The organism is Aurantimonas endophytica, assembly GCF_014196845.1.
Taxonomy (GTDB): Bacteria; Pseudomonadota; Alphaproteobacteria; order Rhizobiales; family Rhizobiaceae; genus Aurantimonas; species Aurantimonas endophytica.
The window spans coordinates 953,632-971,769 of record NZ_JACIEM010000001.1 but is presented as its reverse complement, the minus strand read 5'-3'; the positions used below and the strand labels follow the sequence as shown (position 1 = coordinate 971,769).

Genomic DNA, 18,138 nt, shown 5'->3' with positions numbered 1-18,138 from the left:
CTAGCCCACCGCCACCCGGCTGCGGGCAGCCGGAAGCGGACGAGCCGAGACGGGCCGGTCGCGGATCGGCGTCACCCAGGCATCGATGCCGCTGGGGAAGTGCCGTTCCTCGAAGGCCGCGACCGCGCTGCGGGCGCAGGCTTCGAGGCTCGCCGGCGGTCGGCCGTAGGCCTCGCGTTCGGCTGCCGCATCGACGAGACAGCGCATGAGCTCTGCCAGGGCGCCGCCGATCCCTCGGCGATAGGCAGCGATCCGGCGGATGCGGTCGAGCGCCGTGCCGTCCTCATGGCGAGCGCGGTCGCGCAACGTCTTGAGCAGCGGCGGCAGGATTTCGTCGACCAGCACCGACCAGCGGTTGGCCTCGCCATTCAGGGCTGACCAGAAGGCGGCGACGTGTGGATTGTCGATGGGCGTCTTCTGACAGGTGGCGGCGGCGCACCAGCGGGCGCGGCTCGCCGCGTCGGCCGGATCGAGGTGCGGCAGCACGGGCTTGCCGCGCACCTTGTCGTGCCGCCGCGCAGCGGCAGTGCCGCAATGGACCTTCAGCTTGTTGACCAGCCAGAGCGGCTGGCTCGAACGCCAGAGCTGCGTGCGCTCGATGAAGCCGATGGTGTCCTCGACCTCGTCCAGCCCGGATTCCCAGTCGAGCAGGATGATGCTCGGCATCACGTCGAGGCGCAGTTGCCGCGCGAGCGCCATCGCGGCCTCGTTCTCGGCCACTGTCTGGCCCTTTGCCCAGCGCTTGAGCGTCTTCGTCGAGCCGGATTCGAGGCCGAACAGGATCTGGTCGAACCCTGCCTCCCGCAGCCGCACGAGCGTTTCCGGAACCAGCGAGTCGACCCGGCATTCGGCGTGGAAGCGGATCGCGAGTCCGCGTCGCAGGATTTCGTCGGCGAAAGCGATCATCCGCCGGTTGCTGGCCTCGCCGTAGCCGAGGAAATTGTCGTCCGCCATGTAGAAGCGCGTGACGCCGAGGTCCCGGACGCAGGCCTCCATTTCGTCGACGACGTCGCGCGGGTCCCGCATGCGGTAGGTCGCTTCGCCCATGCCGCGAACGACGTTCGGAACCGTGCAGAAGGTGCAGAAGGCCTTGCAGCCGCGCGACGTCGTGAGATAGGCGCTCGGCACCGGCAGGCCACGCTCGCGCAGCCCCGCGATGACGTCGCGCGAGGGATGCGGCAGCGTGTCGAGGTCGGCCGGTGCGGCCCGCGAGCTCCGGGCGATGCCGCTGTCCTGCCGCCGCACGAGCGAGGGAACGGTGCCGAGGTCGCCGCCGGCCGCGATTGCTTCCGCCAAACGGGCCATGGCGGTCTCGCCCTCGCCCTCGACCACGGCGTCGATGAACGGGAAATTTTCGAGCAGGAGTTCCGATATGGCCGAGGCGAGGGGGCCGCCGAAGAGGACGAAGGTATCCGGCCTGATCCGCTTGAGTTCGGCCGCGGCGGTGAGGGCGCTTGGCAGCTGCAGGTCGTAGAGCAGCGACAGGCCGGCGATAGCGGGCGCGAACTCGGCGAGGCGACCGACCAGTTGGGCATCATCGAGCCCTTCGTCCGCCGCGCTGAAGATGCGGACGTGATGGCCCGCGCGGCGCAGCGTCGCCGCGAGATATTCGATGCCGAGGAATTCCCGCGACAGGGTGTAGTCGCTGCCGAGTGCCACGGCGTCGCGGCAGATCTCCGCGTAGCTTCGCCGCATCTCCTCGCGATGCTCGCGGTCCGGGTCGTCGCCGTAGGCGGTCTCGCGCGGGCCGACCAGCGCGACCCGAAGGGGCAGCGCTGCCTTCATCCCGCAAATGACGCGCCGACGAGGGGCGTCGCCAACTCGTCTCGATGCCGGGCGAGATAAGCGGCCCACTGCCGGACCGAGGCAAGCGCCGGATCCATCAGCGCCTCGTCGGGAATGTCGATCCCCAGTTCGGCCTCGACGTTCAGGATGAACTCCAGATAGTCCACAGAGGTGAGGCCGATGGCACCGAAGCTGTCCCCGTGCAGGTCGGCATCGGCGCGGACCATCTCGTTGGCGGCGGTCAATCGGCCCAGGATGGCCGCGAGCCTGTCCTCGATGTCGCGGGTCTCGTCCCGCTCGCCCGGAATGTCCATGTCGCATCACCCGATCAAGCACCCGATGCGTGGATACTATCCAGGATTGCAAATAATACAACCTTAAATAGTATGTATGTCATGGACGACGGTGGCAGTTCTCCTCCCGATGCGTTGGCCGCCTGGGGCGGGTCGATGCTCCGCGAGTTCGCGGCGAAGCAGCAACTGGTGGACCTGACGCACATGTTCTGCGACCGGGTGAGCCCACGGGACAGGAAGGAGCTCTGCGCCCTGAGCGATGCCTGCGCCGCCCTCGCGGATGGTGACATCGACTTCGCTGCTCTGCAGGCGCTTCTTGCCGCGACCCCTGGCTCCCGGGATGCCGCACGGCTTTTCCAGGCGGCGATTGGCCGGAGCAGCCAACGTGTGGCGGGCATGGCGCTGGCGGTCGCCTATCTGCCATTCCCGGCCGTGGACGCCTTTGCGGCCTGCGTTAGCGGCGCAACCAGCCTTCGCCGCGTCGCCGCCATGGTCGACCCGGGCCGCCGGCTGGTACCGCGGACGCGGCTGTTCCTCGCCGATCGCCTGATGCGTGATCCGACGGTGTACGGTCTGGTCGCGGCATCGTCCGCTGCCGCAGCGCTCCTCGCCAATTCGCCAGACTGGCGGGCGGCGGAAGTCCCGACGGTGCGTCTGCGCCGCCTCGGCCGTTTTGCAGCAGCGCTGCCGGCAAGGCAGGCAAGCTTCGGCGCCGGGTTGCGTGCCTGCCGCGACGGCGATTGGCGACGCGCCGCACATCTTGCCCGCGGGATGACGATTTCCGGCGAGCACCCGGACGACAGTGCCGCGCTGGCCGACCTCCTGGCGGTCACGCTGCTGCCGACCTGCGACACGCTGGACGCGGCTGCGCGCCTGCTGGCCCTGCCGACACGCGGTCAGCCGGAGAGAACCGCCGCTGGCACAGACGGCGCCAGCCGAGCGGCCGGCAACTCCGCCAGCCGCGTCAGTGCCGCAGCCGAACCGAACATCGGCATCAGGGCCATCTCGGCCAGCGAGGCTTCCCCTTCCAGATAGAGATTGATCATGTCGGCCTGGCTGAAGCAGGTCCGGCAGACCGGCACGCGCGGCGGCTCGCGCGCCATCAGCTCGTAGAGCTTGTGCCGACCGATCTGGCTGACGGCCGCCTCGATTCCGTCACGGCGGACATTGGCGATCTCGCTCGTCCAGCCGACCGGGCAGGGGGTGATCGCGCCGGTATCGAAGAGCTGAGCGGCGGCTGCGGTCAGATGGCAGCGCTGCCGGCGGATGCCATCTGCCTCATCGAGGAAGTCGGCGAGGCGTCGGTAATAGGCGAGTGGCCCGAGGACGCTAGCGAAGCCGGCGGGCAGTCTTCGCAGGCGATCCGCGAAGCCGCGCCGTGCCTCGCGGCCGAACAGGCCGGCGGCGTGAACGCCCCGCACCGGAATCGGCACCAGCAGGGTCCGGCAGGGCAGCGCCGCCAGGAACGCCAGGAAATCGAAGAGCCGCGGCGCATTGACGTCGCTGACCACCATGGTGATCTCGAGCGGACGACCGGCTGCTGCGATGTAGCCCAGCGCCGCCATGACCCTCTCGCCGAGGCGCGACGAACGCCAGCGCAGCGCGTTCATGGCGTCGTCGTGGCCGTCGAGCGACAGGTTGAAGCCGACATTCGGCAGCTTCGACAGCCGAGCGACGATCGCCGGCGTCAGCTCCGTGCCGTTGGTCAGCACCTGGACATGGGCGTAGCGGCCCGCCAGTTCCTCGATCAGTTCGACCGCGTTGACCAGCAGGAACAGCTCTCCGCCGCTCAGCTTGAGGACGGGCGCATCGACATGCCGCCGCAGCCCATCGACCATGGCGAGGACCTCGCCAACGGCGATGGTCGCGCCGCGACGGCGGGCGGAGGCGGACGTCGCGGCGCCGAAATCGCCGGCATCTGCGACACTCGTGCAGTAGCTGCACTTGAGGTTGCAGAAATTCCCGGCGACGATCAGATCATGATAGAGAAAGCGCTTCATGTCGGGTGCCCCGCAACGGTCGGAGCATGGCACAAGCATAAGGCAGAATGCAACCGGAGGTTACATTTCCGGTGTCAGCCGAGTTCGCGGCCGTCGCCGCCGATCGCCAGTTCGTAGACCACGTGCTTCTCCTCGAAGCCGGCAAGCCGGTAGAGCGCCCGCATGGCCTCGTTGGACGTGGCGGTGCGGCCGACGATGCGGGTATAGCCGGCCGCCCTCGCGTGGGCGAGCACCGCCCGCAGCAGCATGACGGAAGCGGCGGACCCGGCGCGTTCGCCATCGACATAGAAGGAGCGGAAATCGGCGTATTCGTCGCCGGTGATGAAATTCTGCCGCGGCGCGACCCAGGCCCAGCCGACGATTTCCCCGTCGCGCTCGGCGACCTTCGTCCAGTCGCCGCCATATTTCACCAGCTTGCCGAGTTTCTTGCGGTAATGCGCGAGATCCGTCACCGCTTCCTCGGCGAAAGAGCGCTGCGCGATCGCGGCCTCGAACTCGGCGACGCGGTCGACGTCGCGCAGTTCGAGATCGCGCAGGACGAGGCCGCTCGACTGGTGTCGGACTTCTGACGGGACGGACATCGGGCACTCCGGTCGGCTGGGCAGGCCGCGCAACCGCGGCGCGCGGACTTGAAGCCCGCTGGTCGCCTCACTATAGGGCAGCGATCCGGCTGAAAAGCGGGCTGAAGCCGCGCCGAACATTCATCTGCAACCAAAGGATGCAATCATGCGAATTCGCCAGGTCGTGGCCGACATGCGCGACTGCTCGTCCGCCATCGAGGACGAGGCGCTGCTGCGCGACGCCGCACTGGCCGGCGCCCGGGCCGGCGGCGCTACCGTCATCGGCGAGCACGCCCAGCGTTATGTGCCGCACGGGTTGACGCTCGTCGTGTTTCTCGCCGAATCCCATATCATGCTGACCACCTGGCCAGAGTTCAAAATGGTGCTGGTGGACGTGCTGCTGTGCAATCCCGAGATGGACGAGGACGCGGTCGTCGACGAGATCGCCCGGCTGCTTTGCCCGGACGGGCTGGTGGAGAAAAGTTACGTGACCCGCCATATAGAGCCGCTCGAGCATTGAACGATCTGACCGATGCCTGGTGGCGCTTCGTGCCGGCGCCGCCGCCCGATGAAGCGGCCTTGACGCTTGCAGCCAGAAGCGGCCGCGGCGCCTTGTCGCGTTCGCTGCGCGACGCCCGCCAGCGCCTCGGCACCGGCCGCACGATGAAGCTGCTGCAGTCGGTCGACCGGACGGCGGCGCTGCGGCCGATCCGGGTCTACTTCGCCGCGTCCTACCAGCCGCGCGTCATCGCCGACGCGCTGGTTCTGGCCTTCGCCATTGCCGGGCTCGACCTCGAACTCGTCGCGGAGGAGGGGCTGGTGCCGGGCAAGGGAGCGGCCGATACCGAGGCCGGCTTCGACTGCGCCGTCCTGTCGGTCGCCTCGTCTATTGCCGAGGACAACGCGTCCGGTGTGGCCGTCCTGGCGGCGGCCGGGCATTTGGCCGCGGACTTCGGCTGTCCTGTCGGGGTCATTCCGGGCGTGGCCGGCGGCTCTGTGTCGACGGACGCGTTGCCCGCGGGCGTGACGGTCTGCCCGGTCGCGGCGGGGCAGACCGGCAACGAGCCGCTGTTCGACACCCGCTTTGCCGGCACTCTCGGCACGATCCCTTCGCCACGCGGCGCCGATGCAATCGCCGACACCGCGGCGGGCTTTGCCGCCCGCATCGCCGGGCGCGCCCCGAAACTGCTGGTGACGGATCTCGACGACACGCTGTGGTCGGGCGTGCTGGGTGAAACCCCGACCCTGACGCCGCGGCCGGCCTACGGCGCGGCGCTGGCCGCGCTGGCAGAGCGCGGACTGGTGATCGCGGCGGCGAGCCGCAACGATCCCGTCGCTGTCGATGCCGCGCTGGCCGACCTGACAGGCGGAAACGTGCTTCCCCCCTTCGCCAGCCTCGCTGTCGGCTGGGAGGACAAGCCGGCCCTGGTGGCCAAGGTGCTCCAGGCAGTCGGGCTCGCAGCGGAGCACACGATCTTCATCGACGACGATCCGGTGAACTGCGCGAGCGTCGCTGCCCGGTTTCCCGACATGGATGTCCGCCGGTTCGCCGGGGACGAGGTGGCGTTTTCCGCCGTGCTCCTCGCCGAGCCCTTGCTCGCCGCCACGGCACCGACGGAAGCTGCCGCGGACCGTTCCGCCTTCTATCGCCGCCGCGCCGCGGTGGAAGAGGCGCGCGAGCAGGCATCCGACGACACGGCATTTCTCGAACGTCTCGGCACAAGGGTCACCGTCGTCGCCATCACGCCGGCGGGCGTGCCGAGGGCGGCGGAACTGGCGCGGCGCGTAAACCAGTTCGCACTGACCGGCTTCCGGCCGAGCGAGATGGCGCTTGCCGGTCGGGGCAGCCCGTTCGATTTCCTCGTGCGCCTCGACGACGTCTTCGGGAGCCACGGGCTGGTGGGCCTGATGCTGGCCCGGCGCGACGGCGACGCCGTGGCGATCGACAATCTGTTGCTCTCCTGCCGGGCGCTGCAGCGGCGCGTCGAGTTCGCCATGCTGGCCGTCCTGGCGGAGCGGGCGCGTGCCGCCGGGGTCAGCCGCCTAGTCGGGACCGTGGAGGATCTGGAACGCAACGCACCGGCCCGCGGCCTCTTCGCATCGGCCGGCTGGCAGGAGGATGCGGGGCGCTGGACACTCGCACTCGACCCCTCCAGGCAGCGCCCGGCGGCGGCGTGGCCGGACGGCGTGGTGCTCGAGACGCAAACCGAGATCGAGGAAATCCGATGAACGACAACACCGGCGATGCGGTCGCGGCAGAGGTGATCCACCTGGTCGCCGAGGTGCTGGCAATGGACCCGGCCCGCCTGCATGAGGACACCCGTGCCGAGGAGGTCGAGGGATGGGATTCCTTCGCACTGGTGCGGATGGTCTTCGCAATCGAGGCGGCGTTTCCTGTCCGCTTCACCCTGGCTGAAATCGAGGGCATCGACGGGATCGCGCCGTTGATCGCGGTGGTTCGCCAGAAGGCCGAGCCGGCCGCCTGATCGGCGCCTTACGGCCTTAGCGGACGGCCGCCGCGCTGACGCGCGAAGACCTGGCCGCTGCAGCGCGGGCATCCGGCAGCCTTCAGCGCCTCGATCGTCGCGAAGCGCTCGCCGGTCCCGACCGGCGTCGCAAGGCCGCATTCGGTGCAGCGGTAGGAGCGCTCGCGCGGCCGCACCTCGCCGGTATAGATCGGCGTGTCGAACCGTTCCCCGGTGGTTGCAGGGCGCGTGCGGCTGGTGGTTTCCAGCTCGATGAACTGGCCGGCGGAGCCTAGGATCGAGGCACCGCCATAATGGTTGAAGGACGGCCGCATGCACAGGATGGCGAGGCCAAGTTCGCCCAGCCGCTGCTGCAGGTCGAGCCGGTCGTCGGGAGCAAGGTCGGCAAAGGACAGGAACAGCTTCAGCCCCGGCCCGGCCTCCAGCGCCTCGATCCCGCGGGAGACGAATAGCCCCATGCCGTCCAGCGTATAGGGCGGGTCGGTCGCGAGGACGTCGAACCGGCCGACGAGCGCTGCTGGCAACGGGTCCCGCAGATCGTGCGCCACCGGCTCGAAGACGATGCCGTGACGGCCGGCGCCGCGTTCCAGATGCGCGATGCGGCCGGGGTCGAGTTCCAGCACGGTCAGGCGGCGCGGCCGCGCATCCACGGCTTGCGCGACGAGGCCGATTGCCACCGAGAGGGAATCGTCGTCGCCGATCAAGAGGATGCGTCGGCCGGCCAAGGCGCCGGCGCGGTGCATCGCCAGAGCGCGCCGGAGGGCCGTTTCGGCGGTGCAGGGCGCCTGGTCGAGCGTGACGTCGACGGCCGGACCATCGGCGACATGCGCCTCCATCGCTGGCAGGAGCGGAACGAGCAGCGGGTCGAGCCCGTCGCCGGCATCGTCGGCTTGCCTCGCCAGCATTCGGCGCGGACGCGGCGTCGCCGTCTCGCGAGGGTCCACCGGCTTCAGCGCGAGGCCCAGTTTCTCGGCAGCAAAGTCGCGCCCCGTTGGCGTAAGGCCGACGCCCTGTCCACGCTCGAACAGGCCGCGGGTCTCCAGTTCGCGCCGGACGGCGCTGACCACGGGCAAGGGCATGCGGACGAGCCGAGCCAGGTCGCGCAAGGCCAGCGGGCCCTCGCTCGCCACGGCCCGCACGATGCCGGCGACGCCCTCGCGGCCCTCGCGAAGGCTCGTCGCCTCGGCGACGTCGGCGAGGACATCCGGGTAGGATGCGGGAGGATTGATGTCGTCTTCCGGGGTCGGTGTCATGTCGCCATAGAACCGACCAGGCGGCTGCTGTCCATCGGCAAGCGTCCGGCGCCCGCTGCCGCGAAGGTCATTTCCACGGGCAGGCCATCGCCGCCGAGATCGAGCGCCCGCGCCTTGCAGAGCGCGATCTGCGGCGTTCGCAGCCGCGTGCGGAAGACCGCTAATGCGGCAAGCTTCAGCGTCAGGGCGTTGAGGCTGGTCTTGATGGGCCGAGAAAAATCGCCTTGGGGCAGCTCGGGCATACCTGCGGCATAGGGGAGATCCTCGTAGAAGGTGATGCGCGCCGGCTCCAGAACGCGAGCGGCGAGCAGTTCTTCGGTCGCCAGCGCCACCAGCACATGATCGAGATGGCCGCCGATCCCGGACGGTGCAAGCACTGGCGCGCTCCGGCAGGCGGGTTCGGCCAGAACGGCAGCAAGGCAGTCTGCCAACGTCGAAATTTCCCCCGCCACGAGCGGTTCGGCGCAAATGGTCTCCCGATTCCAGCCGAGCGTTTGAGCCAAGGACAGTCCGTGCCGGTCCTGCGCGCCTGAAAAAGCGAGGTCGCGGCTTTCATAGCCGAGGATGCGACCGGCCAGTCGATCCTCGGCGCGCGCGACTTCGCCCAGTGCCGAGCCAGGCACGCGCAGCCCGGTCTGGTAGGACTGATCGGAGAAGATGTTGCAGACCAGCTGCCGGCGACCATGACAGCGCCGCGCGGCCAACTGGGCGCCGACCGAGAGGGCCGCGTCGTCGACATGGGGCGACAGGATCACGGCCTCGACCGGGGCGGCGGCCTGATCCCGAACGGCCGGGAGTATCGTTGCGATGCCCGCTTCGCAGAGTTGCGCGAAGGCGTGCGCTGTCGCCGGCTCGTCGAGCGGTAGGCTGGCGACCGCCGTCTCGACAGCGAGGGCGGCTGCCAGATCGGCCGCTGCCGGATCGACGGGAATGCGACGCCCCCCGAAGGTGCGGATCCCGTCGGTTCCCGTCGTGAAATGCGGTAGCAGGCATACTGTCGCGCCCGGCCCGAAAGGTGCAAGGGCATCAGCGCAGATCATGGAACGGGTTCGCGGACGACCGGCGTGATGTCCCGGTCAGCCCTTGGTTGGTCCCCGGCCACCGCCGCGACGATCGCCGCCCGGTCGGGCTTGCCGGCGGCGGTGCGCGGCAGGCTCGCGAAAGTCAGCACCAGCGGAGCAGGTGCATTCGTCGCTGCCACGGCCACGCGTACGTGCTCCCGGTCGACACCGGATCCTTCGCAGGCGACGACCAGCAGGTCGCGGTCCGGCGCCCACGGCGCGACCGTGGCGATAGCCACGGCATCGCGGACGCAAGGGACAGCCAGCGCCGCCGCGACGACCGCCGCCCCGTCGATCGTCCTGCCATCGAGCTTGAGGCGGTCGTCGAGCCGGCCGTGCAGGCGGATGCTGTCCCCGGCGAGCAGCGTGGCGCGGTCACCGGTGCGCCATATCTGCGAAGCCCCGGCGGCGGAAGTGCTCGCCAGAACCGCGTGGCCGAGATCGAGCACCAGTTCCGCGGTCTCGCCGGGCACGGACGGGGCGACGATGCGGACACCATCGAAAGGGCGGCCGATCACGCCTTCGGGCAGGGCCGTCGCCGCGCCGAATGTGGCGCCGGTCTCGCTGCTGCCGTAGTTGCGGCCGAGCGGGCAGCCGAAGCTTTGCTCGAACGCTGCGGCAAGGCGGTCGGAGACCGGTCCGGCGCCGACGATCGCCAGACGGGCCTTGGATCCGCCCGATGCGCGATCGGGCCCGGCCGCCGCGATCAGCAGGCGCGCCATCGGGACGGTCAGGACCGCCACGTCGAAGGCGCCGGCGCACAGGCGCCGGGCGAGCCGCCTTGCATGAAAGGCCGTGGGCAGCGAGACGACCCCGCCGGCAGCCGCGGCGCCGAGAAAGGCGCCAAAGCCGAAGGAATGGCAGATCGGCGCCGCCACCAGCACTCGCTCCCCGGGCGAAAGGCCATAGCGCGAGACGTAGCGGCCCGCCTCCGCCAGCAGGCTCGCCGTGCTGCGCGGAGCCGGCCTCGGCAGGCCCGTCGATCCCGAGGAAAGATGGATGATCGCAGGGCAGTCTTGGCCGCTCACGAGCGATGGCGGATCGGCGGCAAGGCGGACCGGCATGTCTCCGCGCCAGTCCCAGTGGACCGACGGCATGGCTCCGGCGGAAAGAGGGGCAGGGACCACGACCGGCACCGCACCCGCCTTCCACAGGCCGATGACGCGGGAAAGCAGGGACGCGCCGCTATCGACGAGAATGCCCTGGCCGGCGACAACGGCCGGAAAGGCGTCACCGACGGCATTCTCCGCTGATCGGGCATATTCGCTGAACGCGAGGCTCTCGCCTGGCCCCGTCTCGATGCGGCATCCAGCCAGGAGCTCGATCAGCGAGGCGAAGGGGTATCCGGCGGAGCTCATCGCACGGCGTCAGGCAGGCATTGTTGCGTGATGTGCCACCTGTCTTGCCGGGTGCAAGGGCACGCGGAGCGTCGCCACGGCATCAGCGACATCGGTCAGCAGCGCTTCGTCCCCCAAGAGCAGCGGGTGCGCGAACCAGATGGCCTCCCGCGCCGCGCGCTCCGCCACCGGCGTAGCCATGCCGGCATAATCCGGCGCCCGGCCGTTCCGCCCTACCAGCGAGGCGAGCGCCGCGGGCGCGAACATCTCCGTGTGGTGCACGGGCGGGAAGCACCGAAAGGCGGGGACGCCCATCTGGCGCAGCGATGCGGAGAGCGTTGCTGCGTCGGCGCCGCCGAACGCTGCCGGGTCGAACCAGGCCAAGGTCATGTAGCGGCCATGGCGCTCCACATGCGCCCGTGTATCCAGCGGCTCGAGGCCGGCATCGCGCAGCCGCGCCTCGAAGATCGGGGCGTTGCGGTCGCGCAGCGCCATGTCGCCCGGCAATCGTCGCAGCTGCCCGACAAGCAGAGCGACCTGCAATTCGGTGAGGCGCATGTTGGTCGTCGCCATCAGATGGCGGTACTCGGTATCGCCCTTCGGCCGGCCGCAGGAATGTAGCGGAAACGTCTGTGCCGCGATGTCGGCACGGCTCGTCGCGATCGCGCCGCCCTCGCCGCAGGTCATCAGCTTGCCCGACTGGAAGCTGAAGATCGACGCATCGCCGATGGCACCGAGCGCGCTGCCAAAAGCCCGGGCGCCATGGGCGTGCGCGGCATCCTCCACCACCGACAGGCCGTGGCGGCCGGCGATCGCCATGATCGCGGGCATGTCAGCGGCCTGACCAGCCATATGCACCGGCACGACGCAGCGCGTCCGCGGCCCGATCGCCGGCTCGATCAGTGCCACATCGATGTTGAGCGTTTTAGGCTCGACGTCGACGGGAATCGGCCAGGCGCCAAGCCGGAGCACCGCCGAGGCGGTGGCAATGAAGGTGCAGGCGGGAACGATCACCTCGTCCTCGGGCCCGACCCCGAGTGCCGCCAGCGCCAGTTCGAGCGCGGCGGTGCCGTGCGAGACCAGCCGGACATGGGCGACGCCGAGCATCTTGGCGAAGGCCGCCTCGAAATCGTCGCCTCGCGTGCCGTTGCCGCGCCACCAGAGTCGCGAGTGCAGGACGTCCTGCAAGGCTCGCTCGTCGGCCGGGTCGTAACGCGGCCAAAGCGGGATACGGGAAGCAAAGTCAACCTGCATGGCGATCGATCCTACTAAACCACAGGTAGTATCATCGCCGCACATGATAGCGTCAAGTTGTCACTTCTCGCGCCGCTCGAGCAGCTCCGACGAGCGGCGCGTGAGGGCCGGCGGGATGGCGGACCGGTACAACCTCGCCAATGTCCGCGACGTAACGCGCCGTGCACAACTCGAAGAAGGGCGACAGGCCGAGGCTGCCGCCGATCACCAGACGATGCGGGTCAATCAGCTTGACGACCACCGCCAACGCCTCGGCGACCGCGTCGGCAGCACGGTCCAGGATCGGACCCGCCGCCGCCCGAGGCATGGCAAAGATGTCGAAACGAGGATTGTGCTCCTCGCCGAGTTGCCGTCGGAAGGCGCGGCCGGAAGCCGCCGCCTGGAGACAGCCGGTGGCGCCGCAGCTGCAGGCAAGACCGGCGGCAGAAGGCACCTTGAGGTGGCCGATGGCCATCGCCGAGGCCGAGCGCCCCAGAAGCAGCTGCCCGCCGACGACCGCGCCTGCGCCGATCCCCGTGCCGATCTGCAGCGAAACGGTAATCTCGTCCGCTGAAGCGGACCTGCGATGCGCGGCAAGGGCAGCGGCGTGCCCGTCGTCCAGTAGGAAGGCTCGGCCAGCCCATTCACCGGGAACGATAGGCTGGCCCTCGTAATCCGGCCGGTTCGGCCAGCGCAACACGCGCCCGGTCCGGTCGCAGAGCGGCGCGGCGGCGATCGCGACGAGCTTGGGACGGCCTGCTGCACGCCACGCCGCCCATATCACCTTCGCGCAGTCTGCAGGCGTTGCCGGCGTGGGGAGGCGGGTGTGCCGCGTCACGCGTTCGTCGTCGTCCACCATCCCCATGCGCAGGAAGGATGCGCCGAGATCGACGGCGAACACCGCGCTCATGCTTCCACCGCCGCCAGGGCGTCGCCGACACGAGCGAGGAAGGCGAGGTCCGGCGCCTCCGACCAGCCCTCGCAGCATCGCGTCGCGAAATTGTCGAGCATAGCCGCAAAGCCCGCGATCTGTGGCGCCGTCCCGGGCGCGAAGTCCTGAACCGCTCCGATCCCGCCGGTCGTCGTCATGAGCCGCTGATGCGCGACCCGACGCTCGCCGGAAAAGCCGAATAGCCCCTCCAGACAGCAGCGGCCCCTGTCCCCCACGGCCTCGAGCCGCACGAGATCGCCCGGCTCGTCGTCGCGCCACCGCAGCGACAGCGTCAGGCTGCAACCGGCAAGGGTGATCTCCGCAGCGAACTGGTCGCAGACCGTCATTTCCCTCGTTGCGCCGCCGCCGTACCAGCCGGCCGGCGCAGCGAACGAGGGAACGAAGGCGGTTCGTCGCCGCAGGAGGAGACCATCGCACTGCCACTTGAGCGCCGCACCCGCGAGATCGAGGAGGTGGGGTCCGAGATCGGCGAGAACGCCGGTCCAGCCGTCGGAAGCAGCAAGGTGCCAGTCGGTGGCGGGCACGCCACGATGGCGGTGCCAAACGAGATCGAGGCGGCGGAGCGGGGCGATCTGGCTGCAGCACTCCAGCCAGCTTCGCGCGTCGGCGCGATGCCGGCACGCGGCCGAGGGCAAGAGCGCGACACGGCCCCTTGACGCAGCCCGGCGCAAACGGCCGAGATCGGCGCTGTTTCGAAGCACCGGCTTTTCCACGAGGCAGGGAATGCCTGCTTCCAGCGTTGCCACCGCGTCGTCGAGGTGACTGGCATTCGGCGATGCCACGACGACGGCGTCGACGAGTCCGGCAAAAAGCGCCTCACGGGTCGCCGCGATCTCAGCCTCGGGAAACAGGATCCGGAGGGACGGCCAGTGCGTGGCATTGGGCTCGACGATCGCCGTCACAGGCAGTCGCCGGCTGCAGCGCTCCAGCGCTGGCGCATAGCAGTTGCGCACGACCCAGCCACCGCCGCAGAAGCCCAGCCGGATCGGCGCGCTCATGCTGCAACGATTGCCGCGGTCCGGCGGCCGGAGATCGCTGCCAGCACATCCTGCAGGGTGACGGCCTCCTCGCCCTCGAAAGCAGTCCGCCGAAAGATCTCGAACAGGACAAGGTCGGCCGGCTCGGCGAACAGCGCATCCAATTCGTCGCGCCGCGGTGCATCCGCCAATGCCCGCCGGCTGAGCGCATGGAAGCGGTGGAGATGGCTGCGCGCCGCCTCCGGCATCATCAGTTTCGGCCGCTCCGGGATGTCGCCGATCAGGGCGCCGAAGCGCTGCCGGGCGAAACGCCGCAGTATCGCCTTGCCGCTTCCGGCCGCCGAGCCGGCGACGTGCGGCAGGGGCAGCGAACGGACGAAGCCCGCCAGCCGGTCATCGAGATACGGCACGCGTATCTCAACGGACGCTGCCATGGAAAGACGATCGACCGGCTGCAGGTGCCCGCGGTCCAGCGGATCGGCCAGATCGTGTTCCAGGAACGCCCGCCGGGCCTCGCCTTGGGCCGAAGCCGTGCGCAATCCCTCGAGCCGCGCCACGACGCCGGCGCTCGGGGCCAGCCCCGCGCGACGCACCCTGGCCAACGCGGCATCCATCGCTTCGATCGCGGGCCGGGGGTCCCGGTAGCGCTCGTAACCGCCCATCAACTCGTCGGCGCCCTCGCCGTTGAGGCAGCACCGGGCGCTGGCCCCGATCCGCCGGCAGAGCAAGGCGAACAGCGGACCGGCGGCGAGGTCCGGCATCTCGACATGGGCGATGGTCGCCGGGATCGCTGCGAGAAATTCCTCGAACGGCACGACAAGAAGCTGGTGCCGGGCGCCGATCCGGTCCGCCAGCCTCGCCGCAGCGACGGCGTCGGGGTGATCGACAGACTCGGCGACGGTGAAGGTCCGGAGCGGCGCGCCGACGCTCTCGGCGGCGAGCAAGGCCAGCACCGCCGAGTCGAGCCCGCCGGAAATGCAGGCGACGACTTCCACATCGGCGGCGAGATGACGAGCGAGGGCGGCGGCGAGGGTGGAGGCAAACACAGCGTCGGCATCGACTTGTGCGATCGGCTCGCCTTCCTGCGGTGATGCCTCGCTGACGAAGCGGCGCTGCGGCCCGACCGCGACGCGGCCCGCCCAGGTGATGGCCATCATGTGTCCGGGGCGGAGCTCGGTGACCCCGTCGAAGAAGGTCGCGCCATCGACAGGCACGCCGATGACCGTGAAATCGGCGAGGGTCTGGAAGTCGAGGCGGGGCGTTGCGGCTTCCCGGGCGATGGCGCTCGCTTCCGAAGCGAAGATGAAGCGGCCCGTCGCCTGGTCCTGGCTAAAGGCGAGAGGCTTGATCCCATAGCGGTCGCGCAGCAGCAGGAGCCGGTCGGGATACCGGACGGCGACGGCAAACATGCCGGAGAGCTGTGAGGCTGCGGCATCGCCCCATGCTGCAAAGGCACGAAGGACGACTTCCGTGTCGCTCGGACCGCGGCAGATGTGACCTTCGGCGGCGAGGACCCGGCGCAATTCCGGCGCGTTGGTGATCTCGCCGTTGAAGGCGACGGCAATCCCCGTCGCGGCATCTTCCATCGGCTGGGCGCCGTCCTGTGGCGCGACGATGGCGAGGCGGGCGGCGCCGATGGAGACGGGTCCGCGGACGATCTCCCTGCAGGCGTCGGGACCACGATGCCGCATCCGGTGCAGGAGCGTGCCGCAGCTGGGGAGCGGCTCGGCAAGCGACACGCAGCCGGCGATGGCGCACATGGTTCAGCTGCCCCGGCTGCAGGCGACGATGGCCGCCGCCACCTCGCTCGCTGCCTCCCGCAGTCCCGGCGTCTCTGGATCCGCACCCGTTCGCGCCGCGTATAGTCGAGGCAGGCGATGGAACGGCATGGCGGGGCAGAGGTGATGCTCGACGTGGTAATTGTCGAAATTGACCAGGTAGCTCCAGACGGACGGCGCCCGGTAGCTCCGGGCATTCTCCTCGGCGCGCCGGGTTGCCGTCGGTCGTCCGAGATGCTCGGCGGCGGTCATCAGGAAGTGCAATGGCGGCGCAACCACGAAAGCGGGAATCAGCCAGCCGACAAGCAGCAAACGGGGTGCGGCGCCGAGTCCCGCGGCGAGCAGCGCCAGGGCCAGCCCGGCCAGAAGGATCTGCTCGTGCCGCGCCATGGCGAAGCTGCGGCGGCCATGGGGAGCGATCCTGCAACCGCCTGCCATCGCGATCGTCGTTCCGGCAAAGCGCAGGAGCCGGTCCGGCTCGAAGACGTGCAGGAACAGGGCGCGCGGGGACCGGAAGTCACGGCAGCTTCGGTCGAACACGTCGCCCGGGGTCCCGACATGGCGGTGATGATGCAGATGGCGAATCCGCGTGTCGGTGAAGCCGGCCAGCATCGGCGCTCCGAGCACAAGTCCGGCGAAGCGATTGGCCCGCTCGCCGGGCAGAAGGATGCCATGCAGCGCCTCGTGCTGCAGTTCCAGGCCGTGGGCGTAGAGGATCGCGAGCCCGGCGATGATCGCGAGGATCATCGGCCCCGAAGCTGTTGCCGCTGCGGCGAGCAGCGCGGCGATCCCGCTGGCCCACAGGGTCAGTTTGAGAACCGACAGGCTGTAGGAGGGCGCCAGGCTGATCCCGGACGTTGCTCGGCGGTTCATGTCGGCACCTCCACGGGAAGCGGTGCGAGAGCGCTGGCTGCATAGGGACGGGAGAAGATGTGCAGGCGGTCGCCGACGAGGAACACGGCCGCAAGCGTCGTCGGTGCCTCGGATCCGACAGCATCGACATCCATCCGGCGGGCCGGTGTACCGTCGGCGCCCTGCTGCCAGAAACCGGTTTCCGAGGCATAGGGTCGGCAGCGCCGCGCGACGATCGCACCGAGCCAGGGGGCGCCGCTTGGCGGCCTGTAGGCTGTCACCCGGCAGATGCCGCCGGCTTGCAGGCGCACCGCAATGAGCGGCCGCTCGGGGATGTCGGCCGCGACCTCGCAGCGTCGGCAGATCACGAGGTGCCGCGTTGCGCTCGCTGCGACCTGCAGGGCGTGTCGGTTCGCCGGCGCACGGCAATGCGGACAGACAGCGGGCGTGACGTCGATGCTGGCCCCCACCCGTGCCCAATGGCTTTCCAGGCCCTCGCGGGCCAGCGCAGTGCAGAGTTCGGCAAAGTCGGCCCTTCGGTCCTCGTCGACCTCGGCGTGCAGCCGGGCGATCGTGGCGACGAGACGGGTGTCGGCGACGCGGTCCGGCGGTGCCTCAACAGCGAGGCGCTGTTCCGCCTGACGTGCCGGTTGTGCAGGTCGCAGGCGTGGCTGCGGTGCCGCGTCCCTTGCGAGGCCGGGCGCGACGCGCAGTAGCGGATCGCCGAACAATAGCAGGCGATGCCCCGCGCGCCGGGCCTGCGCAGATGCGTTGTGCCCCGCCACCGCCTCGCCGATGGGAACGCCGCGGACCAGCGCTGCACACAGCGCGTCTATGGTCACCGGCGAAGCGAGGCTGATCCGGGACGTGGTGACGAGGGCCCCGATCGATGTCGAGACCGCGAGCCGCATCCCGGCGCCGTGAGTCCGATCGACGAAGCTTTTTCGTGAAGGCCAGCCGACGCAGGTGTTCCAGATCATGGCACGTGCCCGGATCGCCGAGGGATGCAGCTGGCGTAGCTTGAGTATCTGCGAGCCGAGGCGGGCGTCGCAGCGGTGGCAGTGGCCGCTGACCCGGCAGGTGGGTGGGCGCATCGTACCCGTGGCCAGGAAGTCGCGGTCGAGCGGGCAAAGCACCAGCGGGCCGAGATCGCCGTCGATGCCATCGCCGTGGCCGGTCAAGCAGACGAGGCTCTTGCCATGCCCCAGCAGGCTGCGCAGAGCCTCCGGATCGGCGTGACGGCCGGCGAGGGCAAATCCCGTGCCCTCGACCAGCCCAATCGGCAATCGAGGCACGATCTCGACGCGAAGCGGTGCTTCCTGTGTCGGTGCCGTCAACGCCGCGAGGCTCGCCGCTGCCTTGGTCTGCAGTTCCGCCAGATCGCGCCCGACGAGGATTCCGGGGATCGACAGCCCGACCGTCGCCTCGACGGCGTCGAGGTGCCGATCGGACAGATCGTCCGCCAAGGCGACGAGGATGTCATACGGACCGAGCGGCGACGCCGCGCCGACAGCATCGGCCACGAGACGTCGCCCCGTGCCCTCAGCGAGGGCCTCGGCGACATCTCGCGC

The 18,138-nt window shown here is 69.8% G+C and carries 16 protein-coding genes; 3 read left to right on the top strand and 13 right to left on the bottom strand.

What is annotated here, in order from left to right; translation table 11 throughout:
- From GGR03_RS04760 to GGR03_RS04745, 4 genes are all read right to left on the bottom strand, one after another.
- On the bottom strand, positions 1 to 1,785 hold the full coding sequence (locus GGR03_RS04760) for a B12-binding domain-containing radical SAM protein (protein ID WP_183206374.1): 1,785 nt from the start codon (positions 1,783 to 1,785) through the stop codon (positions 1 to 3).
- Positions 1,782 to 2,099, bottom strand: coding sequence for an acyl carrier protein (locus GGR03_RS04755; RefSeq protein ID WP_183206373.1), 318 nt, complete (start codon positions 2,097 to 2,099; stop codon positions 1,782 to 1,784). Before GGR03_RS04755 ends, GGR03_RS04760 begins: the two co-directional genes overlap by 4 nt.
- A gap of 875 nt (positions 2,100 to 2,974) precedes the next feature.
- Entirely contained in the window at positions 2,975 to 4,078 is a 1,104-nt protein-coding gene (locus GGR03_RS04750; protein ID WP_183206372.1) for a radical SAM protein, read from the bottom strand.
- A gap of 74 nt (positions 4,079 to 4,152) precedes the next feature.
- Positions 4,153 to 4,659, bottom strand: a complete 507-nt coding sequence (locus tag GGR03_RS04745; protein ID WP_183206371.1) for a GNAT family N-acetyltransferase — start codon at positions 4,657 to 4,659, stop codon at positions 4,153 to 4,155.
- Between the two features lie 145 nt (positions 4,660 to 4,804).
- Between GGR03_RS04745 and GGR03_RS04740 the strand changes: the two genes are divergently transcribed.
- Genes GGR03_RS04740 through GGR03_RS04730 form a run of 3 tightly spaced genes read left to right on the top strand, consistent with a single transcriptional unit; the run spans position 4,805 to position 7,124 of the window.
- Complete coding sequence (locus GGR03_RS04740) at positions 4,805 to 5,158, top strand: S-adenosylmethionine decarboxylase family protein (RefSeq protein ID WP_183206370.1); 354 nt, start codon at positions 4,805 to 4,807, stop codon at positions 5,156 to 5,158.
- A complete protein-coding gene (locus GGR03_RS04735) occupies positions 5,155 to 6,867 on the top strand; it encodes a hypothetical protein (protein ID WP_183206369.1) in 1,713 nt (570 codons plus the stop codon). The genes GGR03_RS04740 and GGR03_RS04735 overlap by 4 nt, the downstream gene beginning before the upstream one ends.
- A complete protein-coding gene (locus tag GGR03_RS04730) occupies positions 6,864 to 7,124 on the top strand; it encodes an acyl carrier protein (protein WP_183206368.1) in 261 nt (86 codons plus the stop codon). The genes GGR03_RS04735 and GGR03_RS04730 overlap by 4 nt, the downstream gene beginning before the upstream one ends.
- Before the next feature lie 8 nt (positions 7,125 to 7,132).
- Here GGR03_RS04730 and GGR03_RS04725 read toward each other — a convergent pair whose 3' ends face one another.
- From GGR03_RS04725 to GGR03_RS04685, 9 genes are read right to left on the bottom strand one after another with little or no spacing between them, the layout of a single operon-like run.
- On the bottom strand, positions 7,133 to 8,377 hold the full coding sequence (locus tag GGR03_RS04725; protein ID WP_183206367.1) for a bis-aminopropyl spermidine synthase family protein: 1,245 nt from the start codon (positions 8,375 to 8,377) through the stop codon (positions 7,133 to 7,135).
- The gene (locus GGR03_RS04720) at positions 8,374 to 9,417 is read right to left on the bottom strand and encodes a PIG-L family deacetylase (protein WP_183206366.1); all 1,044 of its coding nucleotides are present in this window, start codon (positions 9,415 to 9,417) and stop codon (positions 8,374 to 8,376) included. Before GGR03_RS04720 ends, GGR03_RS04725 begins: the two co-directional genes overlap by 4 nt.
- Positions 9,414 to 10,796, bottom strand: a complete 1,383-nt coding sequence (locus tag GGR03_RS04715) for an AMP-binding protein (RefSeq protein WP_183206365.1) — start codon at positions 10,794 to 10,796, stop codon at positions 9,414 to 9,416. The genes GGR03_RS04720 and GGR03_RS04715 overlap by 4 nt, the downstream gene beginning before the upstream one ends.
- Before the next feature lie 9 nt (positions 10,797 to 10,805).
- Positions 10,806 to 12,029: a DegT/DnrJ/EryC1/StrS family aminotransferase gene (locus GGR03_RS04710; RefSeq protein ID WP_183206364.1), complete on the bottom strand. Its 1,224-nt coding sequence runs from the start codon at positions 12,027 to 12,029 to the stop codon at positions 10,806 to 10,808.
- Between the two features lie 52 nt (positions 12,030 to 12,081).
- A complete protein-coding gene (locus tag GGR03_RS04705; RefSeq protein WP_183206363.1) occupies positions 12,082 to 12,918 on the bottom strand; it encodes an ROK family protein in 837 nt (278 codons plus the stop codon).
- Positions 12,915 to 13,958 (bottom strand): Gfo/Idh/MocA family protein, encoded by a 1,044-nt coding sequence (locus GGR03_RS04700; protein ID WP_183206362.1) that lies wholly within the window; start codon positions 13,956 to 13,958, stop codon positions 12,915 to 12,917. Before GGR03_RS04700 ends, GGR03_RS04705 begins: the two co-directional genes overlap by 4 nt.
- Positions 13,955 to 15,697, bottom strand: coding sequence for an asparagine synthase (glutamine-hydrolyzing) (gene asnB / locus GGR03_RS04695; protein WP_183206361.1), 1,743 nt, complete (start codon positions 15,695 to 15,697; stop codon positions 13,955 to 13,957). Before asnB ends, GGR03_RS04700 begins: the two co-directional genes overlap by 4 nt.
- Positions 15,698 to 15,700: 3 nt before the next feature.
- Positions 15,701 to 16,588: a fatty acid desaturase gene (locus tag GGR03_RS04690; protein WP_183206360.1), complete on the bottom strand. Its 888-nt coding sequence runs from the start codon at positions 16,586 to 16,588 to the stop codon at positions 15,701 to 15,703.
- Complete coding sequence (locus GGR03_RS04685; RefSeq protein ID WP_183206359.1) at positions 16,585 to 18,090, bottom strand: hypothetical protein; 1,506 nt, start codon at positions 18,088 to 18,090, stop codon at positions 16,585 to 16,587. Before GGR03_RS04685 ends, GGR03_RS04690 begins: the two co-directional genes overlap by 4 nt.
- Between the last annotated feature and the right edge of the window lie 48 nt (positions 18,091 to 18,138).